Origin of the sequence: Sorangium sp. So ce295 (genome assembly GCF_051527405.1) — a bacterium.
Taxonomy (GTDB): domain Bacteria; phylum Myxococcota_A; class Polyangia; order Polyangiales; family Polyangiaceae; genus Sorangium; species Sorangium cellulosum_B.
Window position 1 is genome coordinate 1,792,893 of record NZ_CP150324.1, and the last position, 26,351, is coordinate 1,819,243.

The following is a 26,351-nucleotide window of genomic DNA, read 5'->3' on the forward strand; positions in this document are numbered from 1 at the left end:
GCCTCAGAAGAGCACGCGCTCGACGCCCGCCGCGTCGAGGAGGTAGTCCCTGGACGCCTCGAGGCCGGCGCGGAGCCGGCCAAAGTTCACGCCGACGAGCTTGCCTCGCCACTTCCGGATGCTCCCCGCGACGATGACCGTGTCCACGTTGCTGCGGTCCATCAACGTCACCACGGCCCCAGGCACGTTGTTGAGCGGCGCCACATTGATGGCATCCGCTCGCAGCAGGATGATGTCGGCCTCCTTGCCCGGAGTCAGCGAGCCGACCTTGTGGGAGAGACCGGCCACCCGGGCCCCCTCGACCGTGGCCAGGCGGATGACGTCGCGGCACGTGAGGAGCTCGGGCAGGTCCGTCTCTCCGGCCAGCGCGCGCTCGTTGATGAGCGCCCGCTGAAGCGTGAAGACGGTCCGCATCTGGGTGAAGAAGTCCGCGGTCATCGTGCACTCGACGTCGGTGCTCAGCGCGGGCTGAACGCCATGATCGAGCGCGGCCTGGATCGGCGGCATGCCGTGCCGCATGGTCATCTCGATCGGGGCCGCGATCGAGACGCTCGCGCCCGAATCGGCGATCGCCTGCCAGGAGGCCTCCGAGATGGCGCTGGCGTGGATGAACTCGAGATCAGGCCCCATCAGGCCCTCGCTCTCGATCTGCTCGATGAGCGTCCCCTGGCCGATGCTGCCGACGAGGTGCGTCACGATGGGCAGGCCGTGTTGGCGCCCGAGTGCCCAGTAATCGCGCCACGCGGGGTCGAAGACCTCCCCGCCCATCGCCAGGGTCAGGAGCTGGTCGGTCGAGGAAAAGTACTGGCTCTGGATCCGATCGAGATCGTTCGGGAAGATGTTGCCGGGGCCCGCGCCCGGCGAGTACACGAAGAGCGCGCGGCGGCCCGATTCCAGCAGCCCATGGATGACGGCATCGGTGTGCTCCGGCGTGTGGCCCACCTGGGACGTGTCGACGACCGTCGTCACCCCGGCATCCAGCTGGCTGAGCGAGGAGGCCAGTATCGCGAGGAAGGCGTCCCGCGGTCGGAAGACCGGCGTGATGGTGAAGTGGATGGTGTCGAGGTAGTTCCTCTCTCCGTGCGGCAGCCCGTCGTTGGCCAGGAGGCCGTCCGAGAGGAAGCTCCGCAGCGCGGTCTGGTACTGATGGTGATGGGTGTCGACGAACCCCGGCATCACGATCGTGCCCGTCGCGTCGATGATCTCCGCGCCTGGCGCGTGCAGGTGCGGCCCGACCGCGATGATCTTCTTGCCCTGCACGAGCACGTCGGCCCGGGCGAAGTCCCCCACGTTCGGATCCATGCTGAGCACGGCGCCGCCTCTCAGGATGTAACGCCGGTGCGGGGCGCCGGTCCCGTGCGGCATGTCGTCATCGTGCTCCGCCCTCCCCATCGCCGCCGCGGGCGTCGAGAAGGCCGCCGCAGCACCGAGCGCTGAAGCTCCCACCGCGAGAAACCGGCGACGAGACGAGCCCGCCTCGCCCGGCTCTCGATCGTGGTTCGAGTCGTTTCCACAGAGCTTCTGGCACATACCAAGTTCCTCCTGCTCAGCTCACGCGTCCCTCTGTCGTGCCCCCGTCTCTCGAGACACCGACCGCCGCGTTCTGATGGGCTGAGCAAAGCAGAGACTAACCCGGTGCGGAAGCCAGCGTCGAGCCTCGTGAGACGCGATGCGGCGCCGAGCCGCGCGGTGGTCGTCCCACGGCCCGCCGCCGTGGTCTCGCGAGATCACCTGCCCAGCGCAATCATCTTCTCGTTTACCCAGTCGTCGCCGGCGAGGGGGTGCACGCCGGCCCCGTCCCGATCGAGCGCGATCCCCACCGAGAGCAGCCCGCTCTTCACGAGGAATGCTCCCCTGGGGGTCTGCCCGTCGGACTTCGTGAGCCGCCCGCGGATCGCGAGATCGCCCCCCGTCGCCTCCAGCAGCCTGAAATCGACGCCGGCGTCCGCGCGCCTCACCTTCGCGGATGCCTTGAGCCCCTCCATCGTGAGGAGCCCCGCGGCCCAGCCGGGAATGGCATCCTCGGCGTCGAGCAGCATCACGGCCGGCCGCGCGTCCTTGCATTCCAACCGGATCGCCGCCTCCATGAGCCCCCGCCTCACCTCGGCGTCCTCGATGTCGATGTGCGCCCACCAGCCAGGGACCGCCTCGCCCTCGTGCTCGACCGCGAGGTCCTCGATGTCGATGCGGCCCTTCCGCAGCTTGCCTGCCTGATTCAGGACGTTCGCCGCGTCGAGCGTCATGCGCGCCGCCACGTCGCCCTTCACCTTCGTCTGTTTCCACTGCAGGGCGCCGTGTTTCAACAGCAGGTGCAGCGAGCCCGTCCCCCGGCCCAGCGGGTCGACCTCCAGGCTGCTCCGCAGGAAGGCTGCGCCGCCGGTGAACCGCGGCGCGTCCGGCGCGCCGCCCTCGGCGTTCAGCCAGCGCAGGTCCGGGATCGCCGCGGCGACGACATCCACCTTCGACGCGAACCCCGGCTGGAGCCGCAGGAGGTGCAGCTCCGGCGCGTCGAAGGTGGCGCTCGCCCTCTCCACGACGATGGGCGGCAACCCGCTTCCCGGGCGCTCCAGCGTCGCGCGGGGCAGCGTCAGCGCGAGGCGCGCCGCTCCGCGCTCGTCGACGCGGAGCGCCGCGCGCGCCTCGGCGGTCGCGCGGAGCGACGCGGTGGAGGCCACGAGGTGGCTCGTCTCGTAGGACGCGGTGCTGCCCGGCTCGACGCTCCCCCGGTTCACGACGAGGTTCGTCCGGAGCTCTCCGCTCCCGTCCTCGAGCCGGGGTCCGGCGCCATCACCCGCGGGAAGGGGGATGAAATCGAGCCCCGGCAGCTGCGCGTCGAGGCGGACGCGCGCCCAGGCGGTTTCGAGGACGTCGAGCCCGTCGACGTCCCTCGGGTCGAACGTGCTCATCGTCACGTCGGCGTCGGCGTCGAGCCGCGCGACGACGCGATCGGCGACGTGGACCTCGCCCGACCGGAGCTCCAGCGCGACGGGCCCGACGCGAACGGCGCGGAGCGGCTTGTAATAGAACCCTCCCCGCACGCGGCCGCCGCCGGCATACCGGACTTGCTGGATCCAGACCTCCTTGAGCGTCGTGTCGATGCCTTCCAGGTGCACCGTCCACAAATTGTAGCCCTCGTCCGAGTTCTCGAGATCGTGCTTCGGCGGCAGCTCCGGCTTGAGCGGAGGGTTCGCGAACTCCGGGATGGGCGGCAGCGCCTGGATGTGCGGCGCCTCCAGATCGCGCTCGCTCGTCGGATCCACGAGCATCCGCATCCGGAACACGAAGCCCGTGGCGCGGATGTCCTCCGCATAGAACTTCTTCCGGAGAAGATCGGTCAGGTGGATATCGACGTCCGCTTCGTCGAGCTCCACCGCCCACTGAAGCACGCTGTCGGAGCCGCTGAGCCGGAGCTCTTTGACGTGAACGACGCCGGGCCAGAGGCTCCACGCCGAGCCATAATAGAGCGAGGCGTCGACGGGGTTGTAGCTGACGAGCCTCGCGATGAGCCCCGTGCTCAGCATGACGTTCACCACGACGACGTAGCCGAGCCACAGCGCGAGAGGCAGGATCAACAGCGCCTTCAGCGCCCTCCTGGCCCGTGGCCCGAAACGCCCGCTGAGCGCAGGTGGAGACTTCAGCGCGGCAGCTTCGTGCAGGAGCGCGTGCATGAGCTCCATCGATCGCACGCGCCATGCCGCGAGCTGAGCCGCGGCGCGAGGGGGCGGGCTCAAGGCTGGCCGTGGCGATCTGCCCCGCTCGTGGCGAACCTCGACATGCGCGGACCGCGGGGAGGCCCGATCTCGCGCGGACGCGCCCGGAAATGGCCCTGCCGCGAGCGCTCGGCCCCCGTCGGACCCGGCAGGCACCCGGCTTGCTAACCCCGCGAACGCCGGCGCTGGCGAGCCTGTCGCGTCGACGCCGCTGGAGGTCCGCTGGTGTCGATCTTCCAGCTTCCAGCCATCACCCGAGGTCACCATGAACCACACTGTCCATCACGACCTGAACGACGAAGAAGCGAAGAGCGCGGTCCTGCGGGCGATGGCGAAGTATTGTGATCGATACGCGGAGTACGCTCCCTCCATTTTCTGGAGCGACGAGCGGCGCGCGGATGTCGGCATCTCCTTCAAGGGCTTCACGCTCTCCGGGCGGCTCGAGCTCCGGCCCAAGGCCGTCGACTTCGCGATCGACATGCCCCTGCCGCTGCGCATGTTCAACCGGATGGCGATCGCGGCGATCGACGCCGAGGTGAGGCGGTGCATCGATGACGCGCACCGCGATCGCGCGCGGCGGCGCGCTCCGAGCGCGGTCGCGCAGGAGGCGCTCTGAGCGGCCCGCGCCATGAAGAGCGGAAGCGCCACGACCACCCATGAACGGCGCCGCCCGCGGAGCGCCCCGCGCCGCTCCGCCGCGAACGGCGTCGTCCTCCGCCGGCGCCGCGTCAGCGTGTCGGTCGAGTCCGTCGAGACGGTCGAGCTCGCCCGCGCTGACGGCGAGCTCGCGGGGACAGGGCCGCTCACCCCGTCACCGGTCGAGTCCGCGGAGTCGGCCGGGCTCCGGTACGTGAACGACGGTGAGCCGGGGATCTCCAGGCGAGGGGCGGGCAAAGGCTTCCGTTACGTCGACGCCGACGGGCGCCCCGTCAAGGACGAGGCGACGCTCACGCGGATCCGCCGCCTCGCGATCCCGCCCGCGTGGACCGAGGTGTGGATCTGCCGGAGCGAGCGCGGGCACATCCAGGCGACAGGGCGGGACGCGCGCGGCCGAAAGCAGTACCGGTATCACCCGCGCTGGCGCGAGGTCCGCGACGAGACGAAGTACGACCGCATGCTCGCGTTCGGCGCGGCGCTCCCGGCGATCCGCGCGGCGAGCGAGCGGGATCTCGCGCTGCCTGGCCTGCCGCGCGAGAAGGTGCTGGCGGCGGTGGTGCGCCTGCTCGACGAGACGTCGATCCGCATAGGGAACGACGAGTACGCGCGCGACAACGACTCGTATGGACTCACCACGCTCCACGACGAGCACGTCGAGATCGAGGGGAGTCTCATCAGGTTCCACTTCAGGGGCAAGGGCGGCAAGGAGCACGCGATGACGGTGCGGGATCGGCGGCTCGCCCGCATCGTGAAGCGCTGTCAGGACGTGCCCGGCCACGAGCTGTTCCAGTACATCGACGGCGAGGGCCGGCGGCAAAGGATCCATTCGGACGACGTGAACGAGTACCTGCGCTCGGTCGCGGGCCACGACTTCACGGCGAAGGACTTCCGCACCTGGACCGGCACCGTGCTGTGCGCGTCGTTCTTCTGCGAGATGGAGATCGCGAGCTCGGTCCGCCAGGTGAAGAAGCGCGTGGCGCAGGTGATCGACAGGGTGTCTGCCCGTCTGGGCAACACACGAGCGGTCTGCCAGCGTTGTTATGTCCACCCCGCCGTGATCCGCGCCTACACGGAGGGCGCCCTGCAGTCCCTGATTGACGCCGAGGAGGCCGTCGCGGACGGGGCGCTCGCGGCGCTCCGGCCGGAAGAGGCGAAGATGCTCCGGATCGTCCGCGGCTTCGGCGAGCGAGAGGCCGTGCCGCTCGTGACCCGCCTCCGCGAGAGCGTGCGCTCGGTGCGCGCGGTGAACGCGCCGCGAGCCGGCAAGAGCGCGACGCGTCCCCCCAGGGAACGACGCGCCGCGGCCTGAGCCGCGCCGCGGCGAGCGCTGCAGCAGCCGCGCGGGGATGCGCCTCGCCCCGCTATTCCCGACGGGTCTGCCGTGTCGTTGCGTCACAGCGTGATCGCCTCGCTGTGGCATCGTGCCGCGGACGCGACGGGCGCTGTTGCTGGGTTCGCGAGCGGCCGGCGATCTCCCGCCGGATACGCGCGCGGTACGGTTCGTGTTGTGCATAGCTCCTTGGAAACCAGCGCGCGCGGCGCGAACCCTCAGCCAAGGAGGTCTGTATGGCGAGCCAGCGGTTGATCACGGGGATGGTGCGAGCACGTGGAGAGGCCGAAGACGTCGTCCGGCGCATCCTGGACAGCGGGCACACGCGCCGGGACGTCTGCGCCATCGTGAGCGAAGCGACGCGCCGCCAGCACATCTTGCGCTCGCGCGCATACGGCGCGGCCTCGCACGGGAGCGCGCTGACCTCCGTCCTCGCCGCCGCGAGCGCGGGGCTCGTGGTCCCGGGGCTGCGGCTCGCGGTGGCCGGCCCCATCGCGGTGAGGCTCGCGGACGCGAGCTCGGCGAGCGAGACGGCCAGCCTGAGCAGCGTGCTCGTCGACGCCGGGATCCCCGAGCAGAGCGCGCCGGAGGTCGAGAGGCGCCTCAAGGAAGGCGCGATGCTCCTCGGCGCCCTCGCCCGCGACGAGAAGGACGCCGCGGCGCTGCGCGCGATCCTGCGAGACCCAGGCAGCGGCGACTTCTGTGGGACGGGCCAGGGAGCCCGCGTGTTCGCCTCGCTGTGAGCCCGGCGGCGCTCAGCGCGCCGCATCACCGCTGAAGGGAGCCGCCGGATCGATGAGCTCGCTTCATGCCCGCGAAGTCCCGGACATTGGAACGGGACTTGAAGGGAATGAATGAGTTCAGCCGAGACTGATGCAGTACGAGGCGAACATGTACCCCTGAGGCACCAGGGGGCGCGCGCCTTCCCCAGCGGCGACGATCCCTGGCGATCGCGGCTCCTGCGTGGACGTATGGCGTGGTGGCCCACCTTGGGAGGTAAGGAGGAGAGGAATCGGGCGTTCACCAGACATCTCAGGAGAGTACCCATGGAACCGGTCGCATTCGCAGACGAGAGCGTGGGCCTGGACGGACTCATCGACGATGACTCGATCGAGCAGCTCAAATCGTTCTGCCGCGGTGAGATGTCCGCGGTCGAGACCTACCGTCAGGCCATCGCCGCGGCGCGCCAGGGCTGGGTTGCTCACCACCTCCGGCTCAACCTCGCGTCGCACGAGGCGCGGGTGAAGGTGCTGCGCCGGCGGATCGAGGAGCTCGGAGGCGACCCCCCGGCGAGCTCCGGGCCATGGGGCGCGTTCGCCAAGGCCGTCGAGGGGACCGCTGTGGCGCTCGGCCACAAGACGGCGCTCTCGGCGCTGGCCGAGGGCGAGGAGCACGGCCTGAAGGACTACCGGAACGACATCGAGGAGCTCGACACCGAGTCGCACGCCCTGGTGCGGGACGTGATCTTGCCGCAGCAGGTATCGACGCGCCGGTGGCTCGCGGATCTCAAGCGACAGCTGCCGTGACGCGCGAGGCCGTCGGCGGATTGTTCGGGCGGGCCCCCCGTGCGATACTTTCGGGCGTATGGGCAGGGCTGCGCTGGACATCACCCGACTGAGCCGCGACGAGCAGCTCGACCTCCTCGACGAGTTGTGGGCGAGCCTCGGGCGAGATCCTGACGCGCTGCCTCTCAGCGACGCCCAGCGCGTCGAGCTCGATCGGCGCCTCGATGAGCTCGAGGCCGAGGGGCCAGTCGGGCTCACCTGGGATGAGGTCGTCGCCCAGGCACGCCCTCAGAGACGCTGAGGGCAACATCGGTGTTGGGACGGGGGTGAACTTCCCCGCTCAGCCCTTCGCGTCGTATCCCGCCTGGAGCAGCTTCGCGATCGTGGAGAGCTGCATGTTCGACGTCCCCTCGTAGATCTTCCCGATCTTCGCGTCGCGGTAGAGCTTCTCGACAGGGTAGTCCTTGGTGAAGCCGACGCCGCCCATGAACTCGATGCAGAGCGACGCCGTCCGCTCGGCCACCTCGGACGCGAACAGCTTGGCCATCGCCGCCTCCTTCACGAACGGCTGGCCCGCGTCCTTGAGCCGCGCGGCGTTGTAGACGAGGAGGCGCGCGGCCTCGATCTCCATGGCGACGCGCGCATATTGGAACTGCACGCCCTGGAAGCTCGCGATCGACTGCCCGAACTGCTTCCGCTCGCCCATGTAGCGCATCGCGTGGTCGAACGCCCCCGCGGCCAGGCCGAGCATCTGCGCGCCGATGCCGATGCGGCCCTCGTTCAGCGTCTCGATGGCGATCTTGTAGCCCTTGCCGACCTCGCCGATCACGTTGCCCTCCGGCACCTCGCAGTCCTCGAGGACGAGCTCACACGTGCTGGAGGCGCGGATCCCGAGCTTGTTCTCCTTCTTGCCCACCGAGAAGCCGGGGAAGGATCGCTCGACAACGAAGGCCGTGATGCCCTTGTAGCCCTTCGTCGGATCGACGTTGGCGAAGACCAGGAATACCGAGCTCTCGTTCGCGTTCGTGATCCAGAGCTTGCGGCCGTTCAGGATCCAGCGGTCGCCCCGGCGCTCGGCGCGGGCCGCGAGCGCGAACGCGTCCGAGCCGGAGCCCGCCTCGCTCAGCGCATACGAGCCGATCCAGTCGCGGGCGAGCCGCGGGAGGTACCTCTCCTTCTGCGCCTCGGTGCCCCAGCGGAGGAACGCATTGGCCACCAGGGTGTTCTGCACGTCGACGAGCACGCTCACGCTCGGGTCGACAACGGCGAGCGCCTCGATCGCGAGGATCGCGCTGAAGAAGCCCGCGCCCGAGCCCCCGTACGCCTCCGGGATCTCGATGCCCATGAGGCCGAGCTCGAACAGCGAAGGGAGCAGATCATGGTCGAGCGCGCCCTCTTCGTCCATCGCCGCCGCGCGCGGCGCGACGCGCTTCCGGGCGAAATCAAGCACCGAGTCGCGGAAGAGGCGCTCCTCGTCGGAGAGCTGGGTGAGCGGGGGGTGGGACACGACGGTTTCTCCTTGTGGGCCCATGGCGCGGCGCGGCGCCGTGGCGGCGTCGCCCCACTATGCTACGCGAGGGCCACGAGCGAAAGCCGTTCGCGCGCGCCACGCCCGGTCATCGCCGCGGCGCAACGCAGGTCACGCCGCGCCGGCGGCGGACGGGGCGCGCCGCCCCGAGCCGCCTCATCCGTTGTGTCGCCGCTCGCTCCGGGGTCGGGATCGTCCAGGCTGCCACGCGCGTCGCTTCACCTGGACGCTCACGCGCGCTTGCCCGCGGGCGCGTCGCGCCGGCGGCACCGGAGCAGCGTGTGGGCGAGGCCGAGCTGGTCGATCTCCGCCTCGACGACGAGGCCCGCCTCGTCGATGCAACGCCGGATATCGGCGGCGCTGTACATGCGGCTGTTCCCGTTCGCGAGGCACGTGAAATACAGGGAAGAGCCGTGAAGACAGTGGACCGCCACCTCGTTCGTCTGCCGATCCCAGAACGTGTCGAGGATCCAGAGCACCGTCTCGTCCCCCATGGCCGACGCGGCCCGCCGGAGGATCTGGACGATGTCCGGCTCGGAGAAGCACACGAGGAACTGGCTCATCCAGATGGCATCGAAGCCCGTCGGGAACGCCTGGCCGTGATCCAGGAAGTCGATGGGGGTGCCCATGATCCGGCCGAGCAGCCCGTGCCGCTCGACGTTGACGCGCGCGTCCTCCAGCTGGCCCGGCAGGTCGAGCAGCGTGACGCGCACGTCGGGGTCGTGCGTGCAGCACTGGATCGCCCACCGCCCCGTGTTGCCGCCGATGTCGAGGAGCGTCCTCGGCCTCCGCTCGAACACGACGGGCAGCGCCTCGGGGAACGCGGAGTCGGAGTAGAGGTGATCGAACGCAAACCAGCTCTCCCTCACCTTCGGCGGGAGCGCCGGGAGCGCCTCATAGACCGTCGGCCACTCGCCGAAGACCTTCAGGCCAGCCGGCTTGCCGCCCTCGATGGCCTCGTCGAGAAAGCGCATGCCCTCGTAACAAACGTCATGGATGAAATCCATGTTGACGCGGGTCATCCTGTCATTCTCGACGATGAGCCCGACCCGCGTGATCGTGTAGCGCTCGCCACGCTCTCGCGGCTCTGCGTGGGCGTTTGCGCCGCTCGCGACGCTTGCGCCGCCTGCGCGCTCCACCAGGCCGAAGCTCAGGCTCGCCTCCAGCAAGGTCTTGGCGGCATAGGCGGAGAGGCCGGTGTCCTGGGCCACCTCCGCCGGTGTCCTGCCGCCCTTGCCAGCGCGCTGGAGCGCTTTGAGGACGCCGCGGTTTCGCATCACCCGCGCCACCTGGAACATGACGGGCGCAAACGCGATGCGCTGGGCGGCGAGCATGGCGTCGAGGGTGGGATTCGGGGCGGGATCGTTCTTCATCGAGCTCCGGTCGTCGGGGGTGGGGTCAAGGCTAGGGTGCACCCTAGCGCTGGAGGAGCAAGACGAAGCCGCAGACGCCCGTGAACAGCAGCGCGCACTCGGCCCGCCCCTCGTCGGCGAGCGAGATCCCCGTCACGCCGCAGAGCATGCCGAACACGAGGCTCGCCACGCTGATCCGCCGCCGCTGGTCGATCGACCGGACCCGCGGCGGAGTGGGCGGTCTCGTGCGGTACGGGCTTGCCACCCCCTGATGATACCACCAGCGCCGCGATCACAAGGACGCCGCCGCGATGTCGAACAGCTCCTCGTCGGTGAGCGGCAGCGGGTTCGCCTTCATGCTGCTCGCCGCCCTGGCCTTCGCGACCAGCGCCGGGAGGTCCGCCTCAGCCATGCCGTAGCGCCGGAGCCCCGGGATCGCGAGGTCACGGCAGAGCTCGCGGATCCAGGCGATCCCTTCCTCGGCGCTGGCGCCGGCGCGCCCCGTGACGAGCGCGGCCAGCTCGTCGAAGCGCGGCAGCGCGCGGTGAGCCGGGTCGCGCGCGCGCAGCGCCCGCAGGTTGACCTCCAGGACGGCGGGTAAGAGCGCCGCGCACACCGCGCCGTGCGGCGCGTCGTACATGCCCCCCGCGGGCCCCGCGAAGCCGTGGACGGCCCCGAGGCCGGCGTTCGCGAGGCAGAGGCCGCCGAGCAGGCTGGCGATCGCGAGGTCGTCCCGGGCCGGCGCGTCGGTGCCCTCCAGGACCGCGCGGCGCAGCGAGCGCACCGAGCGGCGGATGCCCTCGCGCGCGAGGCCGTCCGTGAGCGGGTTGCTGCGGCTCGACAGGAACGGCTCGATGAGCTGCGAGAGCGCGTCGAGCCCGCTCGACGCGAGCACCCCGGGCGGGGCGCCCGCGAGCAGGTCGGGGTCGACCACCGCGAGGCGCGGCAGCATGTGGGGGCTGCGCAGGCTCGCCTTCACGCCGGCCTCCGGCGACGCGAGCACCGCGTTGCGCGTCACCTCCGCGCCGGTGCCCGCGGTCGTGGGGATCGCCACGAACGGCACGGACGGCCTGGAGAGCGCTCCCCCCTTGCCGATGACCTCCAGGTAATCGAGCGGGTCGCCGCCGTTCGCGACGAGCGCGGCGATCGCCTTGCCGGCGTCGATCGCGCTGCCGCCGCCGAGCGCCACAACGACGTCGCACCGCTCGGCCGCGGCCCGCGACGTCCCCTCGCGGGCGATGTCCACCGTGGGCTCGCCCGCGACGGCGAAGCGCACCGCGGCGACGCCCGCGGCCGCGAGCGCGGCGAGGAGCGGCGCGGCGCGGCCGGGATCCTGCCCGGTGACGACGAGCGCCCGCGTCCCGCCGAGGCCCCGCACGGCCGCGGGCACCTCGGCGATCTTGCCTGCGCCGAAGGCGATGCGCGTCGCGGTGGCGAACTCGAAGGCGGGTTCATTGCTGGGAGGCGCCATGTCAATACCCCGCGTCGTCAGGGAAGACATTGACGTATTTCCGGCTGGTCCGCGGCTCGGCCATCATCTCCGCGACGGTGTCCCGCCACCGCTGGTAATGCGCCGTTTCCTTGTGTGCGGCCGGCGCTTCCTTGGTCCTGTAGACCTCGACGAGCACGAACCGCGCGGGATCCTCGGTGTCCTGGACGACGTCGAACCGGGCGATCCCCGGCTCCTTGACGCTCTCGCGTGCGTTCTCGAGCGTCGCGCTCCGGAAGGCGTCGACGAGCTCGGGTCTGACACGTACATGCACATGTACGACGAACAGGCTGTTGGACATGCGCGCAATCTAGCTCGGGCGCGCTGCCGCAGGAACCCGGCTCGCGCCGCGGCCGGCCTTCCGGGAGAGCGCGCGCGGGCCGCGCGGGCTCGGCCGAGCGCGCTGCCCCCGGGCGGGGCGGGGCGGAGGGGGGCGGGGCGGGCGCGCGGGTGGCGGGGCGGCCGGCAGAGCGCCGTCGCCCCCTGCGTGGACTCCCGACTTGGCTCGGCCGGCTCGCGCACTACGATCGTCGTGACCCGGCGTGCGGCTCGGCAAGCGTCGAGTGGATGAGCGCCGCGAGCGAGGAAGGTCGATATGGCGGATCCGACCACGGAGAGCCCGGAGCCCGATGCGGCGCGGCCCATCGCGCTGCATTCCATCGAGTTCAGGTCCGATCACGGTCTCCTGAAGGACTGCAAGGAGGAGAGCGGCTGGAGGAACGAAGGGGCCCTGTGCCCGCGGCCGGAGTGGACGCCGGGGGGCGCCGTCCCCCTCTCGATCTCGATGGGGCGGCACATCGTCGTCCGGCTCGAGCTCGCGCAGCGCGACGCCTACAGCGCGGCGGCGGCCGAGATCCGCGCCGTGGGGCCGGGGGGCATCGTCCTCGAGAGCCGCGGCAGCGGGGCCGTCGCCGGGCCGCTCGATCTCTTCTCCTCGCGGCAGCTCGGGAGGAAGATCCAGAAGTTCAACCTCGCCCTGAGCTGGTCTGCAGGGGCGGAAGCTACCGTGTCGCCCGCCCGGACCTCGAACGTCGTCTATGTCACGATGGGCAGGCCCCAGACCGACAGACAGGATGTCTGGCAGGAAGATGGGGTGACCTTGAAGCGGATGGACAGGGCGGTCTCCTGGATCGCGCCGATGGATACCCTCAATCCCCACGAGATCGTGGAGGGGGTCATGGCCAGGTTCCCGACGTACACCCTCCTGCCGAGCCCCAGGGTGCCCCGGAAGTACCATCACCCGACGTACATGAACGACGAGGGCGGCGCCTGGCCGATGACCGATCACGTGGAGGAGAGCGGGGAGTGCCAGGCGATCGTCCGCCTCCTCCGCGGCATGCTGCGCCAGCTCGGGATCCCGGGGCGGACGCGCATGATCGTGGTCTGGGGCGACCCCAACGTCGGCGGCGGGCGCAGGACGCTGTCGGCCGACGTCGAGCAGAACCCGTGGGCGGGGCTCGACGTCACGAAGGTCGAGGGCGGCCGCGTGTGGCGCGCCGCGCTCGTCGACGGGCCGGTGGAGGTGGGGAGGACCTACCCGGCGTCCCATACGCGCATGCCCGACGGGACGCTCAGCCCGGGGCTCAACCGGTACGAGGCGTGCCTCGAGTTCTCCCACGGCGGCGTGACCAGGTATTACGCGGGGGGCGCAGGCGTGTTCGATTCCGTCGAGCCGATCCTGGGCGTCTTCTGGGGGCTCATCTGGTTCAGCTCGGCGCCGGACGACGGGTACCGCGTCGAGCAGATCGTGGCGACCTACAGGAACGGAGGCTGGGGATGAACGCGCACGGATTTCAGAAGCAAGACGTCGACGCGAAGATCGCGGGGTGGCTCGCGGCCGTGGCGCGCGTCTCGCCGGAGGGCTTCACGCCCGTCGAGCGGTTCGACGACGTGCCGGCCCAGGCGCGCGCGGAGTCGTTCTACTGGTGCGACTCCATCTTCCGTGACGAGCTCAACCCGCACGGCGAGGCCGTGAAGGCGCGCCACGCGTTTCATGCCGCCACGGACGATACGCCCGACCTGCTCCGCCACGAGTACGCCGCGGGCGGGCTCGGGCTCACCGTCATCGAGGGGCGCAATTTCATTCTCGTCCAGGTCGATCGCGCGACCCTCGATATCCTCTCTCTCTGCGGTCCAGACCGCGCCGCCGCCGTGCGCCGGGTGGCCGAGGCGCTCTTCAATACGGGCGTGGAATCGAGCGCGGTGGGCATTCCGGTGACCTCCAGCCCGGCGGCCTGCCTGGACGCCGCCGGGACACAGGAGCTCGAGGAAGGGACGGTGCTTTCGAGCAATCCGGCCGTGGACCCGGATCTCCTCACCTGCTGGAAAGACCGCACGGAGTGCGGTGTTCAGGGCGGAAGGCTCTACTTCCTCTGCTACAAGAAATCATCCCAGCGCGTGGGGTTCGCGAACGCGTGGCAATGGTTCGACGACCGGAGGGCCGGGGTCGGGTGAGGCGGGGGTAGGCGCGGAGCGCGCGGGAAAGCGCGGGGACGCGCCGGAACGTGCGAGAACGTGGATCACCGCTGCGCCGGTATTGCGTCTGCGCGCCGCGCGCGGGATGTTGCGCGCGTGGCGGGACCACAGGCACCCAGGATCCTGATCTTCCCAGGCGGCCCCTCGGGCGCTGCGCAGGCGCTCGCCGCGGCGCGCGGCTATGTCGCGGTCCCGGCGCGGGACGTCGAGGCCGGGCTGGATCTCCTGGCGACTCAGCCGTTCGACGTGGCCGTGCTGGCGGACGAGGGGCCGCTCGAGGACACGCTCGCGCTCTGCCGGCGGCTGCGCGCGGCGCCCGGGGGCGATCGCGTGGCCGTGGTCGCCGTCACCGGGAGCGCGGGCGCGACCGCGGCGCTGCTCGAGGCGGGCGCGACGGTCGTGGCGGCGGCGCTCGAGCCGTCGATCGCCATCCAGCTCGACGCGGCGGTGTGGTGGGTGCGGCGGCCGTCGGCGCACGTGGCCGACCGGGCGCCCGCGGAGCGCGCGCTGCTCGAGCGCGCCGCGCGCTCCTTCCGCGACGCGTCCGCGGAGGTGATCAAGGCCGCGGAGGACGCGCTCCGGACGAGCGAGGAGCGCATGCGGCTCGTCGTGCGCGCCACGAGCGACGCCTTCTGGGACTGGGATCTCTCGTCCGGGCGCGTCACCGGCAGCGAGCGCATGCGGAGCTTCTATGGCACGGGCGGCGCCGACATCGAGGAGGACGCCGTGTGGTGGTTCGAGCGGGTCCACCCCGAGGATCGCGATCGCGTGATGAACGGGCTGCGGCGCGCGATGGAAGGGGACGAGGGCACGTTCGAGCTCTGGTACCGGTGCCTGCTCGCGGACGGCAGCTACGCCGACGTCCACGACCGGGGCATCGTGCTGCGCGACGCGACCGGCAGGGCGTACCGGATGCTCGGGGCCGTGTCCGACGTCACGGAGCGCCGGCAGATGGAGACGCGGCTCCAGCTCGCCGATCGCATGGCCTCGCTCGGCACGCTCGCGGCCGGGGTGGCGCACGAGATCAACAACCCCCTCGCGTACATGGTCGCGAACGTCGATTTCGCGCGCAAGGAGCTCCGCGCGAAGGGGGCCGGCGCGCGCCTCGACGCGCTCCTCTCGGCGCTCGACGAGGCCGCGGAGGGCGGCGCGCGGGTACGGCACATCGTGGGCGGCCTGAAGACGTTCTCGCGGGCCGACTACGGCGAGCTCGGCCCGGTCGACGTCGACCCGGTGATCCAGCTGGTGCTGCGGATGGCGCAGCAGCAGATACGGAGCAAGGCGCGGCTCGTCCTGGAGCTCCGCCCGGTGCCAGCCGTCCACGCGAACGAGGCGCAGCTCGGCCAGGTGATCCTGAACCTGCTCGTGAACGCCGCCCAGGCGCTGCCCGAGGGGAAGGTGTCGGAGAACGAGATCCGGATCTCCACCGCCCCCGCGCCGCCCGGCCGCGTGTGCATCGAGGTGTGCGACACCGGGCCTGGGATCGCGCCGGAGCTGCGGAGCCGCATCTTCGACCCGTTCTTCACGACGAAGCCCATCGGGGAAGGGACGGGGCTCGGGCTCGCGATCTGCCACGGCATCGTGACGAGCTTCCGGGGCGAGATCGGCGTGGAGAGCGAGGTCGGCAAGGGCGCGTGTTTCCGCGTGCTCTTGCCTGTCCATGACCATCGCGCGGGAACAGGAGAGGAGCGCAACGCCGGCTCGCGCGGGGCCTCCGACGAGTCTCCCGAGGAGGCCGCTCAGTAGGCGCTCCGCCGTCCTTGGCGGACGGGCTCTGTCAGGCGGCGCGCCGGTCCGTGCTCCGGCGCGCCGCGGGGCCGCTCCGCGGGACCGACCGCTTGCCAGGGCCGCGGCGTTCGCTCAAGTTGCGTCACCGGCCCCATGAACACTCGATCGGTCAGGGCCGCAGCTGGGCTGCTCGGCGGGGCGGCAAAAGAAGCGCGCCGCGCGGCGCAGTCCGGTCGTGAGGTTCGGTCATGATCGAGAAAACTGGCCGCATCCTGGTCGTCGAGGACGATCTGGATATCAGGAGCATTCTTACGCAGCTCCTCGTGTTCGAGGGGTACGACGTCGAGGAGGCCGCGGACGGCGCCGAGGCGCTCGCGCTGCTGCGGCGGGACGCGCCGCCCGCGCTGATCTTGCTCGATCTGATGATGCCAGTCATGGACGGGTGGCAGCTCCGCGCCGAGCTCCAGCGCGACCCGGCGCTCGCGTCGATCCCGGTGGTGATCGTGTCCGCCGACGTGCGGGTCGAGCAGGAGGCGTCGCGGCTGCGCGTCGCGGGCCTGCTGAAGAAGCCGCTCCAGATCGAGCCGCTGCTCGAGCTGGTCCACCGCATCTGCGGCGCGCCGGCGCGGTGAGCCGGGCGCGGCGCTACCTGACCGGCTGCGCCGCGGCGGGCGCCTTCCCCTCCGCGAGGCGGCCGGCGCCGTGCTCGTGGAAGTACTCCGTAAGCCGCCTGTCGGCCTCGTCCCCGAAGAGGAGCTCGCACGCCTCGCGGAGGCCGGGCGACCTCGCGAGCGCCTCGCGGCGGAGCAAGAGCGAGATCTTCGTGCGCCGCCGCAGGAAATCATCGAGCTTCGCGATCATCTCGTGCTTCGCGGCGTGGGCGACCTCGCAGCGCAGGTCGTCCGCCCCTTCGAACAGCGGCTCGGCCACCCTCGGATCGCGCTGGATGTCCTCGAGCAGCCCGATCGCCTGCGCGCCATAGCGGCGCCATAGCCGCGTGCTGAGCGCCTCCGAGGCGCGCGGCGGCGTCAGCGCGTCGAGATCGAGGGCGCGCGCCTTGTGAAAGAACTCTTTACGAAGCGCCTCGCCAGGCTCGCCATACCAGCGCTGCGCAGGGCGGGGCAGCGCGACGCCGAGCCCCTGCACGGCGGCGCAGACCTCGTCGCCCACGTTGATGCAATCGGTGAGCTTGCCGCCGAAGATGCTCACGTGGGCCTGCGCCCCGTCCACCTCGAGGGCGTGCTTGCGCGAGAGCTGCAGCCAGTCCTCGCCGTCCCCGCCGCCCTCGACGGCCAGGGGGCGCACCCCGCAGCGCTCCGCGATGACGTCGGCCTCGGTCAGCGGGCGAGGCAGGTCGAGGCGCTTGTTGATGTTGGAGAGCACGAAGCGCCGGTCCTCGGGCGTCACCGCCGCGCGCGGGCCCTCGACGCGGGTGTCGGTCGTGCCGATGCACGTCCTCGATCCCATCGGGATCACGAAGAACAGCCGGCCGTCGTCCGCGAAGAACGTGAGCACCCGCCGGCTCGCGGTGAGCCGATCCACGATGAGGTGGATGCCCTTCGAGAAGATGTGGCGGTGCCTCGTCCGCTGGCCCGTCAGCTCGTTGTGCGCGTCCACGAACGGCCCGCAGGCGTTGACGAGCACCCGCGACCGGATGGAGATGTCCCTGCCCGACAGGACGTCTCGGGCGCGCGTGACCCACGCGCCCCCCTCGCGCCGCGCGCCGAGCGACTCGACGTAGTTGGCCGCCCGCGCGCCGTGATCGAGCGCCGCGCGCACGAAGCCCCAGACGAACCGCGCGTCGTTGTCGACAAGGTACGCGTCGGAGTACTCGAATCCTCCGTCGCAGCCGTCCAGGTTGACGATCGGCTCCTCCCGCGCGATCGCCCGGCGGGAGAGCAGGCGGGGGATGCGCGTGAAGAAGCTGCCGATGATCCAGTAGAGCCAGGTGCCCAGGAAGAGCTTGAAGAGCCCGTGGCGGAAGCCCCGCTCGTGCGCGGCGTAGAACCGGATCTCCTGCACCGACGACGGGTAGCTCCTGAGGAGGAGGTTCCTCGACGTGCAGAGCTTCCGCACGAGCGGAAACTCGAAGCTCTCCATGTACTTGATGCCGCCCCAGGCGAGGTTCGACGACTCCTGGCTGGTGAATCCGGCGAAGTCGCCCCGATCGATCAGCGCGACCTTCGCCCCCCGCGCGGCGAGGGCCGCGGCCGCGACGGCGCCGTTGATCCCGGCGCCGAGGACGAGGACGTCGAACGTGTCGCGGCTCAAGCTGTCGATGTTCGTGGCCCGCAGCATCGATGGCGATCCGGCGAAGGCGCGGCCGGCGCGCGCCCCCATCTGCTCTATCACGTCCCCGTCGCCTCGGGGCGGCAGATGGCGCTCGCGACGTCTCGCTCAGCCCATCATCCCGTCGGCCCAGCTGCCCTCCTCGCCGCGGTACGCGTCGGACGGAGGCGCCGGCTGGACGCGGCGCGGGCTGCTCTTCGCCGCGGCGGCGTGGCCGGTGTGGAGGTGCTGCCAGCGCGCCATCTTGGTGTAGACGCCGCCCCGCCGCAGGAGCTCTCCGTGCCCGCCGTGCTCGACGATGCGGCCGCGCTCCATCACGAAGATCTGGTCGCAGTCGACGACCGTGCTCAGGCGGTGGCTCATCAGGACGATCGTCCGCTTCCCCTTCAGGGCCCGCAGCGCCTCGCCGATGGTCCGCTCGTGCTCGGCGTCGAGCCCGTCGGTCGGCTCGTCGATCACAAGGATGGGCGCGTCCGTCAGCAGCGCGCGCGCGATCGCGATGCGCTGCCGCTGGCCGGCCGACAGGTTGAGCCCGCCGTCGGCGATCGCCGTCCGGTAGCCGTCCGGCAGCGCCTCGATGAAGCCGGCCGCCCCCGCCATCTCGGCCGCCCTCCGGATCTCGGGGTCGGTCGCCGAGGGGCGGCCGTAGGCGATGTTCTCCGCGATCGTCGCCGGCAGGAGGATGCTGTCCTGGAGGACGAGCGCGATGTGCCGGCGCAGGTCGGCCACGCGGACCGCGCGCGTGTCGATGCCGTCGAGCCGCAGCGCGCCGCAGGTCGGGTTGTGGAAGCGCGGCAGCAGGCCGAGCAGCGTCGTCTTGCCGGCGCCGACCGAGCCCACGAACGCGACCATCTCGCCCGGCCGGATCGTCGCGTCGAGCCCGCGCAGCACCGGGTGGCCCGGGCGGTACTCGAACCCGACGCCATCGAGCGAGAGCGCGCGCGGCTGGGGCGGGAGGCTGGCCGCGTCGTGCCTGTCGACGACCGCCTGGTCGCGGTCCAGCACCTCGAAGACGCGCTGCGCGCCCGCGACGCCGCCCTGCACCGCGGCGCCGGCGCCGGTCAGCTTGCAGAGCGGGTCGTAGAGCATGCCCAGGTACCCGAGGAACGCCGTCAGCGCGCCGAGCGTCATGCCGGCCTCGCCCCCGCCCGCCCGGGCCTGGACGATGAGGTAGCCGCCGTAGCCGAGCACCAGCGCGCCGCCGAGCCCGAGGATCGAGCCCATGGCGAGCGTGTGGCGGAGCTCGTCGTGGTGGAGCCGGAGCCACGCCTTCACGCTGTTGCGCAGCGTCGTGTGGAAGCGCGCCTCCTCGTCCGCCTCGCGGCCGAACGCCTGGACGAGGCCGATCGACGCCATCGAGCGCTGGACGGACGTCGCGAACTCGCTCTCGACCTCCTTCGCCTCGGTGCACTTCTTGTGCAGCACGCGCCCGAACCTGACGTTCGTGAGGAGGAGCGGCGGGACGACCGCGAGCGCGAGCAGCGTGAGCTCCAGGCTGCGCGAGGCCATGATGCAGATCATCACGGCGAGCGTCAGCGCGCTCCCCATCACGGCGACGGCCACGTTGAGGATGCCGTGGAACCCGGAGGCGTCCTGGTTGAGCCGGTAGAGGGCGTCCCCCTGCGGCTGCGCCCGGTGATAGCCCATATGGAGCGCCTGGAGCTTCCGGTACACGTCGCGCCGCACGCGCGTGAGCCCGCCATAGCCGATGCGGAACGTGAGCAAGGCGCGGCCCATGCCCACGAACTCCTGCGCCACGCGGAGGACGAGCGTGATCGCCGCGAGCCCGAGGACGCGGCCGAGCAGGCTGTCCGGGAGCGGCGCGAGCAGGATGCGATGGACGAAGTCCCCCGTGCGCGGGCCGGTCGAGATGAGATCCACGATCACGGCGACGGGCCACACCTGGAGCAGGCTGATCGCGATCGAGGCGCAGACCAGCACGGCGAGCGCCGCGATGCGCGCCCACTCGCCCTTGAAATAGGCGCCCACCCGGAGGAAGAAGCGGACCCGCTCCGCGCCGGCCGGCTGGCTGGGCGCGGCGCGCGCGGCGGTCAGCTGCGTGGTCGTCCGAGGAGAATGCCTCGAAAACCTGACCCTGCCTTCGCGCCGAGGCGAAGGATGATAGTGCTTGCGGTGAGCCGGTGCGCTCATGGTTCGCTGAGCTCTCTCCTGTCTACGGCTGAGGTGGTCGTCGGCGGCCCATCTCGGGCCCGGCCTGACGATCCATCGGTTACGACCAGTAGCGAGGTATCGCCGCTGGTGTAACAGCCCAACGCGGACGCGCTCGACGCGAGTGCCGGAGACGAGGTTGGCGTTTGCTGATTTGCTGCGCGGTTGTCCGGGACTCCAGGGCCGGCGACGCCGGCGCGGCCAACGGCACAGGCCGACGGCGCGGCCGGCTCTCCGCGCCTACCCGCGAGTCCGGCTCTCGCGCCGCGCGAGCCTCCGGCCGAGGGCGCGCGCCGGCCCGAGGTCGAGCTCCGCCGGCGCGTGATCCGCGCTCGCCCGAGGCGGGCCGTCGCGCTGCGCGGCCCTGCCCGTCGGATCCATCTCCGCGCGGGCGGGGGCCTGGACGAGGACTCCATGGCCGGCGAGGGAGCCGAGCGTCGCCGTGAGCGTCGCGCGCTGCGCTCCCTCGACCGCGGACGGCGAGCAGAACACCGAGGCCACCTTGCCGGCGAGATCTCCCGAGGGCTGCCTCGATCCGTCGAGGAAGCGCCGGATCTCCGCGCACATCGCGCCATAGCGCGCAGGCGAGCCGATGGCGATGCCGTCCGCCCAGAAGAGGTCGTCTTGCTGCGCCAGCGGGACGGAGGCGAGGTGTCCCCGCGCGGCGCGGATCCGCTCATTCGCCGCGCTCCACCGGTCCTCGATCACCGTCAGATCGGCGACGCGCCGGAGCCGCACGGTCGCTCCGGCCTGCCTGGCGCCCTGCGCGACGGCGGCCGCGAGCGCGGCCGTGTCGCCATAGCGGGAATAGAAGATCACGGCCACGTTCATGCCGAGCGCGCATGCAGCCCGCATACCGCCGTGATCCCATGGCCGGAGCGCTCCATGCCATGCCCGATGAGCCCGCCGTGCGCCCCGTCATGGCATCGTCGAGAACGGCGTGAGGGGCAGGCTGGCAGGCCCCGCAGCCGTGGATGACGCATGGCGCAGAGCGCGCGTCGCGATTCAAATTGCGCGTCGCGGCTCCACGGCTTATGGGTCCTTTGATGGTCCGGAGCGGATTGCGCAGGGGCGGCGTCGATGTCCCGTGCGCCCCCGGAAGGGGGTGCGGCGCGGAGCGGGGCGATCCGCCGGCCGCGCCGCCGTGCCCTCCGGGCGCGATGGGGCGGAGGCTCGCCGAGCAGGGCCCCTCTCGACGGAAGACGATCTTCATCGTCGAGGACGACCAAGGCGTCTGCGATGCTCTCGTGACCGTCCTGTGCGATGAGGGATACGATGTGATGACGGCCGTGGACGGCGCGGACGCGCTGGCCAGGCTCCGCGAGGCGCCGACGCCGGCGCTCATCGTGCTCGATCTGATGATGCCCGGGATGGACGGATACGCGTTCCGCGCAGAGCAGCTGCGCACGCCGGCGATCTCCGACGTCCCCGTGGTCGTGCTGACGGCGGGGGCGGCGCCGCGGGCGACGGAGCTCGGAGCGGTCGACATCCTGAAGAAGCCCGTCGATCTCGTCGCGTTGCTCGACGTGGTCGGTCGCAACACCTGAGTCGGCGCCGGGACGCCCGAAACGAACATCGCTGAGAGCGCGGCGCGACGGACGCGTTACAGCGCTCGTTTCTGCTTGCCGGGGCGGCGGTGCGTGCGTCATACGCAGCTCACCGCACGCGGTCGACAAGGGGCGTGATCATGGCGATGGGCCGGCGAAGCCTCCTTTGCAGCGTATCCATGTTCAGCCTCGCCGCGCTCCCCGGACTGTCGGGCGGCTGGGGCGCCGCGCCGGACGGCGACGCGCCTTTGCCGGCGTCGGGGGACGCTCCGTCGCCGGCCAGCGAGCTGTCGAAGGCGGTATTCCAGCACGGCGTGGCGAGCGGGGATCCGCTGCCCGATGCCGTCATCCTCTGGACGCGCGTGACGCCGGGCAAGGCGGGCCCGGTGGCGGTGACATGGCAGATCGCGCTCGACGCCAGCTTCAGCCGGATCGTGGGCACGGGGGCGCTCCTGACGGACGAGGAGCGCGATCACACGGTCAAGGTCGACGCCGGCGGGCTCGACCCAGGGAAGACCTATTATTACCGGTTCATCGCCCTCGGCGGATCGTCGCCCGTCGGGCGCACGAGGACGGCGCCGCGCGGCCGCGCGGGGCGGCTGCGCTTCGCCGTCGCGTCGTGCGCGAGCTATGCGCACGGGCTGTTCCACGGGTACCGGCGCATCGCCGCGCGCCTCGACCTCGACGCGGTGATCCACCTCGGCGATTACATCTACGAATTCGGCGCTGGCCAGTACGGGAGCGCGCGGCATTACGAGCCCGCGCACGAGATCGTGACGCTCGCCGACTACCGCGCGCGTTATGCCCAGTACCGGCGCGACAGGGACCTCCAGGCGGCGCACCAGCAGCACCCGTTCATCACGGTCTGGGACGACCATGAGCTGGCGAACAACACCTGGAAGGGCGGCGCGGGGAACCACGCGTGGCCTGCCGAGGGGTCGTGGGAGGAGCGCAGGGCGGTCGCGCAGCGCGCCTACGCGGAGTGGATGCCGATCCGCGAGCATCCCCGCGATGCCGCCCGCATCTGGCGCGCGCTGCGCTACGGCGATCTCGTCGACCTCTTCCTGCTCGACACGCGCTCCTGGGGGCGCGACCGGCAGGCCGACCCGAGCGACCGCGCGGCGATCGAGGCGCCGGCGCGGACGATGCTCGGGCGCGATCAGGAGGCGTGGCTGCGCGCGGAGCTCGCGGGCTCGACGGCGGCGTGGAAGGCCATCGGCCAGCAGGTGCTGATGGGCCAGCTCCCGCAGGACCTGAACACGGACGCGTGGGACGGGTATCCGGCGGCGCGCCAGCGCTTCTTCGAGCTCCTCGACGAGGAGCGCGTGCGCGACGTCGTCGTGCTCAGCGGCGACACCCACGCGTCGTGGGCGATCGATCTCGCGCCGGCGCCGCTCGATCCGGCGCGCTACGACGCCGCGACGGGCCGGGGCGCGCTGGCGGTCGAGATCGCGGTGCCGGGGATCACCTCCCCGTGGCTCACCGAGGAGCAGGCCCGGGCGGTCGAGCCGCTGGTCCTCGCGAACCCGCACGTCAAGTACGCCGACCTGTGGCGCCGCGGGTACGTGGTCCTCGACGTGACGCCGGAGCGCGTGCAGGGCGCGTGGTTCCTGTACGATGCGCCCGAGCGCCCGGAGGTCGACGAGGTGTTCGCCGCGGCGTTCGCCGCGCGCCGCGGCGAGAGCCACCTGCGCCGCGAAGAGGCGGCGGCGCCCGCCATCGACGACCCGCCGGAAGCCGCGCCTCGAGTGAGCTGATCGGGAGCTGACGCGCGGCGGGCCAGCGAAGCCCGCGATATCACGCGGGTTCTCCGCCGGTTGGTGGTAAGATCCGTCCCAGCGATATGCTGTGCGGGCGTTCTGCTGGTCCTGTCGCGAGCCTCTGGCTCGCCGTCGCCGCGATCGGGTGTGCGGGCGAGCGTCCGTCGCAGCCCGAGGGGTGGAACAGCGCGGTGGCGCTGCGACCGGCGCGCGATCTCGACGCGAGCCCGGGGGTGCTCGAGGTCGATCTGACGGCGCGGGTCGAGGACGTGGAGATCGTGGCCGGCAAGAAGACGCCGACGTGGACCTACAACGGCGGGCTCCCCGGCCCGCTGCTGCGCGCCAGGGTGGGCGATCGCGTGATCGTGCACCTCCGCAACGAGCTGCCGGCGCCCACGACGGTCCACTGGCACGGCGTGCGTCTGCCGGCGGAGATGGATGGCGCGCCGGGGCACAGCCAGCCCGAGACGCCGCCGGGCGGAGGCTTCACGTACGACTTCGTGGTGCCGGACGCGGGGCTCTACTGGTACCACCCGCACGTCGACTCCGCGGTGCAGGCGGGCAATGGCCTCTACGGCCCGCTGCTGGTCGAGGATCCGGACGAGCCCGCGGCGCTCGGCGACGAGCTCGTGCTCGTGCTCAGCGACGTCAGCCTGCGCGACGACGGCTCGCTCGAGGACCCGGAGGCGGGCGGCAACCTCGGCACGCTGTTCGGGCGCGAGGGCGACCTCCTGCTCGTCAACGGGCGCGTCAACCCGGTGATCGGGGCGCGCGCCGGGCTCAGGCAGCGATGGCGCATCGTCAACGCGGCCAAGTCCCGTTATTACCAGCTGCTGATCACGGATCACCGCTTCACCCGCATCGGCGGCGACGGCGGGCTCCTCGAGCATCCGGTCGAGGAGGACAGGATCCTGCTCACCCCCGGAGAGCGCGCCGACGTGCTCGTGACGCCGCGCGGGGCGCCGGGCGCGACGCTCTCGGTGCGCTGGGTGCCCTACGATCGCGGCTACGGCGCGACCTTCGGGAGGCCCGAGGTCGAGGCGTTCCGGCTGCGCCTCGCGGACGAGCCCCTGGCCGAGGAGGATCCGCTCCCCGCGATCGCGCGGGGCATCGAGGCGCTCGACACGGCGACGGCGAGGCGCGTCGATCTGCAGCTGACGCGGGAGGAGGGCCAGGGCGACCTCGTGATGGGCATCAACGGCGTGCCCTCCTGGGAGGCGGAGCCGCTCGTGGCGGCGGTGGGTGAGACCGCGGTGTGGACCGTCGAGAACACGATGGAGTTCGATCACCCGTTCCACCTGCACGGCTTCTTCTTCCAGGTGCTCGGCGCCGATGGCCAGCCGGTGAGGCCGCTCGCGTGGAAGGACACGGTGAACGTGCCTGTCGACGGCGCGGCGCGCTTCGCGGTGCGTTACGACAACCGGCCTGGCATGTGGATGTTCCACTGCCACATCCTCGATCACGCCGACGCGGGCATGATGGGGATGCTGCAAGTCTTGCGATGAGCGCGATGAGAGCGGTGAGCGCGGCGGCGGGCGAAGGCGGCGAAGCGCGCGGAGCAGGACGCGCGGGGTGAGCGGTGCGCGGGTCGGGTTGATACCAGCGCTGTAGAAAAACAGGGGCTCTGTCGGTATCTCGCACAACACAGCACCTCCGCCGCGGTGGGAGCGGGCTGCGACGCGCGGACACGCATGATCCCGAGACGGGGACGCCCTGGATCGGGTAGGATGCGAGCGTGGTAGATCTCGATGCGATCTCGGACCGAACCTACGTGGCTGCGGGGGCGGACTTCGCGTTCGTGATCACCCGGCGGGGGCGGGTCATCACCAAACGCGTGCCGCGCGACATGCCCAGGGAGGGCCGCAGCCAGATCGTCGAGGCGGCGCTGAGCCTCGGGGAGCGAGGGCGGCTCGGGTGCGTCGAGCTGCGGCGCGAGGATCTGGTGCCGTACGGGGGCGCGGCGCCCGTCGACGTGTACTTCGGCGTGGCCGCCGAGGCGATCCTCTGCGTGGTGATGCCCACGTGGGCCGACCGGCGGGACGTGGCGTCTGCGATCGAGCGCGGCCTGCGTGCCATCGACGAGGGGACCCCGGCGGCGCAGCAGCCGATCCGGAGCGCGCCGCGGCGCACCCGGTCGCGGCCGCGGGGGGAGGCGGTGCCTGCCTCGGCGCGCCGCCCGGTCGGTGAGGTGCGCGAGGTGCCGCCGGCCATCTGCGGGGCCGCGGTCGTCTGCGAGGCGCCGGCCCCGGCCTCCAGGCGCCCGCCGCCGCCGTCGCCGCCGGCCCGCAAGCGGAGCGCGGTCGCGGGGCTGGCCCTCCTCGCCAACGGGGGGCCGCCGCGGTCGCTGGCGCGCCCGGTCGCGCTGCGCGAGGCGCCGGCGTCGCCCGGGGCGCCGGCGCGGCCGGCCGGGTCGCTGCCGGACATCCGCATCGGCGAGGCGGCGCTCGGGCGCGAGAGCCTCGACGCCATCGGGCGAGAGCTCGGCGGGGCGTGGCCGTCGGCGCCCGAGATCCGCGTCGGCGCGGCGTCGGCGTCGGCGGGGGAGGGGGACGCGGCGGCGATCGGGGTGGAGATGCCGGAGCCGGCGCGGGTGGGATCGATGCCGGAGGCGGTGCGCCTCGAGCTGGTGAGCATCAGCCGCGAGAGCCTGATGGAGATCGCGGCCGAGGAGGGGCGCATGGCGGCGGCAGGGCCGAGGCCGTGGGTGCCGCTGGTGCGGCCCGCGCAGGTCACGCGGCCGTGGGAGGCGTCGCCTGAGGACGAGGGGCGAATGGGAGAGGCCGAGAGGGGGGCCGGCGAGGCGGGATGAAAT

At 71.8% G+C, this 26,351-nt stretch carries 23 protein-coding genes; 13 read left to right on the forward strand and 10 right to left on the reverse strand.

The features are described 5' to 3' along the window. Window positions 1–3 precede the first annotated feature (3 nt). Entirely contained in the window at window positions 4–1,530 is a 1,527-nt protein-coding gene (locus WMF11_RS06815) for an amidohydrolase family protein (RefSeq protein WP_437976862.1), read from the reverse strand. A gap of 197 nt (window positions 1,531–1,727) precedes the next feature. After that, window positions 1,728–3,572, reverse strand: a complete 1,845-nt coding sequence (locus tag WMF11_RS06820; protein WP_437976863.1) for a hypothetical protein — start codon at window positions 3,570–3,572, stop codon at window positions 1,728–1,730. Window positions 3,573–3,975: 403 nt separating this feature from the next. Here WMF11_RS06820 and WMF11_RS06825 point away from each other — a divergent pair, with 403 nt between their 5' ends. The 5 genes from WMF11_RS06825 (at window position 3,976) to WMF11_RS06845 (ending at window position 7,503) form a co-directional block, all read left to right on the forward strand. Next, window positions 3,976–4,326, forward strand: a complete 351-nt coding sequence (locus tag WMF11_RS06825) for a polyhydroxyalkanoic acid system family protein (RefSeq protein WP_437716126.1) — start codon at window positions 3,976–3,978, stop codon at window positions 4,324–4,326. Between the two features lie 12 nt (window positions 4,327–4,338). Continuing rightward, the gene (locus WMF11_RS06830; protein ID WP_437976864.1) at window positions 4,339–5,676 is read left to right on the forward strand and encodes a DNA topoisomerase IB; all 1,338 of its coding nucleotides are present in this window, start codon (window positions 4,339–4,341) and stop codon (window positions 5,674–5,676) included. 257 nt (window positions 5,677–5,933) lie between these two features. Then, window positions 5,934–6,440: a hypothetical protein gene (locus WMF11_RS06835; protein WP_437907629.1), complete on the forward strand. Its 507-nt coding sequence runs from the start codon at window positions 5,934–5,936 to the stop codon at window positions 6,438–6,440. A 303-nt stretch (window positions 6,441–6,743) separates the two neighbouring features. Then, complete coding sequence (locus WMF11_RS06840; RefSeq protein ID WP_437907630.1) at window positions 6,744–7,223, forward strand: DUF2383 domain-containing protein; 480 nt, start codon at window positions 6,744–6,746, stop codon at window positions 7,221–7,223. A 58-nt stretch (window positions 7,224–7,281) separates the two neighbouring features. Continuing rightward, window positions 7,282–7,503 (forward strand): addiction module protein, encoded by a 222-nt coding sequence (locus WMF11_RS06845; protein ID WP_437976865.1) that lies wholly within the window; start codon window positions 7,282–7,284, stop codon window positions 7,501–7,503. Between the two features lie 39 nt (window positions 7,504–7,542). Here WMF11_RS06845 and WMF11_RS06850 read toward each other — a convergent pair whose 3' ends face one another. The 5 genes from WMF11_RS06850 to WMF11_RS06870 form a co-directional block, all read right to left on the reverse strand. Then, window positions 7,543–8,709: an acyl-CoA dehydrogenase gene (locus WMF11_RS06850; protein WP_437976866.1), complete on the reverse strand. Its 1,167-nt coding sequence runs from the start codon at window positions 8,707–8,709 to the stop codon at window positions 7,543–7,545. Window positions 8,710–8,960: 251 nt separating this feature from the next. Further along, entirely contained in the window at window positions 8,961–10,103 is a 1,143-nt protein-coding gene (locus WMF11_RS06855) for a class I SAM-dependent methyltransferase (RefSeq protein ID WP_437907633.1), read from the reverse strand. Between the two features lie 43 nt (window positions 10,104–10,146). Next, complete coding sequence (locus WMF11_RS06860) at window positions 10,147–10,347, reverse strand: hypothetical protein (RefSeq protein ID WP_437298260.1); 201 nt, start codon at window positions 10,345–10,347, stop codon at window positions 10,147–10,149. A gap of 27 nt (window positions 10,348–10,374) precedes the next feature. Continuing rightward, window positions 10,375–11,553, reverse strand: coding sequence for an iron-containing alcohol dehydrogenase (locus tag WMF11_RS06865; RefSeq protein ID WP_437976867.1), 1,179 nt, complete (start codon window positions 11,551–11,553; stop codon window positions 10,375–10,377). 1 nt (window position 11,554) lies between these two features. Next, complete coding sequence (locus WMF11_RS06870) at window positions 11,555–11,872, reverse strand: putative quinol monooxygenase (RefSeq protein ID WP_012233804.1); 318 nt, start codon at window positions 11,870–11,872, stop codon at window positions 11,555–11,557. A gap of 294 nt (window positions 11,873–12,166) precedes the next feature. Here WMF11_RS06870 and WMF11_RS06875 point away from each other — a divergent pair, with 294 nt between their 5' ends. From WMF11_RS06875 to WMF11_RS06890, 4 genes are all read left to right on the forward strand, one after another. Further along, window positions 12,167–13,351, forward strand: a complete 1,185-nt coding sequence (locus tag WMF11_RS06875) for a hypothetical protein (protein ID WP_437907636.1) — start codon at window positions 12,167–12,169, stop codon at window positions 13,349–13,351. Then, window positions 13,348–14,025 carry a hypothetical protein gene (locus WMF11_RS06880; protein WP_437976868.1) on the forward strand — a complete coding sequence of 226 codons (678 nt, stop codon included), beginning with the start codon at window positions 13,348–13,350 and terminating at the stop codon, window positions 14,023–14,025. Before WMF11_RS06875 ends, WMF11_RS06880 begins: the two co-directional genes overlap by 4 nt. Before the next feature lie 117 nt (window positions 14,026–14,142). Further along, window positions 14,143–15,792, forward strand: coding sequence for a hybrid sensor histidine kinase/response regulator (locus WMF11_RS06885; protein ID WP_437976869.1), 1,650 nt, complete (start codon window positions 14,143–14,145; stop codon window positions 15,790–15,792). Between the two features lie 230 nt (window positions 15,793–16,022). After that, window positions 16,023–16,406 (forward strand): response regulator, encoded by a 384-nt coding sequence (locus tag WMF11_RS06890; protein ID WP_437716135.1) that lies wholly within the window; start codon window positions 16,023–16,025, stop codon window positions 16,404–16,406. Between the two features lie 13 nt (window positions 16,407–16,419). On the opposite strand, the gene WMF11_RS06895 is transcribed toward WMF11_RS06890, so the two are convergent. From WMF11_RS06895 to WMF11_RS06905, 3 genes are all read right to left on the reverse strand, one after another. After that, window positions 16,420–18,072: a glycerol-3-phosphate dehydrogenase/oxidase gene (locus WMF11_RS06895; RefSeq protein ID WP_437979284.1), complete on the reverse strand. Its 1,653-nt coding sequence runs from the start codon at window positions 18,070–18,072 to the stop codon at window positions 16,420–16,422. 99 nt (window positions 18,073–18,171) lie between these two features. Then, entirely contained in the window at window positions 18,172–20,214 is a 2,043-nt protein-coding gene (locus WMF11_RS06900) for an ABC transporter ATP-binding protein (protein WP_437976870.1), read from the reverse strand. Between the two features lie 258 nt (window positions 20,215–20,472). Then, window positions 20,473–21,087, reverse strand: coding sequence for an NAD(P)H-dependent oxidoreductase (locus WMF11_RS06905; protein WP_437907641.1), 615 nt, complete (start codon window positions 21,085–21,087; stop codon window positions 20,473–20,475). A gap of 191 nt (window positions 21,088–21,278) precedes the next feature. Here WMF11_RS06905 and WMF11_RS06910 point away from each other — a divergent pair, with 191 nt between their 5' ends. The 4 genes from WMF11_RS06910 (at window position 21,279) to WMF11_RS06925 (ending at window position 26,348) form a co-directional block, all read left to right on the forward strand. Beyond that, window positions 21,279–21,779, forward strand: coding sequence for a response regulator (locus WMF11_RS06910; protein WP_437907642.1), 501 nt, complete (start codon window positions 21,279–21,281; stop codon window positions 21,777–21,779). A gap of 179 nt (window positions 21,780–21,958) precedes the next feature. Continuing rightward, window positions 21,959–23,536: an alkaline phosphatase D family protein gene (locus WMF11_RS06915; protein WP_437976871.1), complete on the forward strand. Its 1,578-nt coding sequence runs from the start codon at window positions 21,959–21,961 to the stop codon at window positions 23,534–23,536. Window positions 23,537–23,622: 86 nt separating this feature from the next. Further along, complete coding sequence (locus tag WMF11_RS06920; RefSeq protein WP_437976872.1) at window positions 23,623–25,044, forward strand: multicopper oxidase family protein; 1,422 nt, start codon at window positions 23,623–23,625, stop codon at window positions 25,042–25,044. Between the two features lie 230 nt (window positions 25,045–25,274). Continuing rightward, window positions 25,275–26,348, forward strand: coding sequence for a hypothetical protein (locus WMF11_RS06925; protein ID WP_437907645.1), 1,074 nt, complete (start codon window positions 25,275–25,277; stop codon window positions 26,346–26,348). Window positions 26,349–26,351 lie beyond the last annotated feature (3 nt).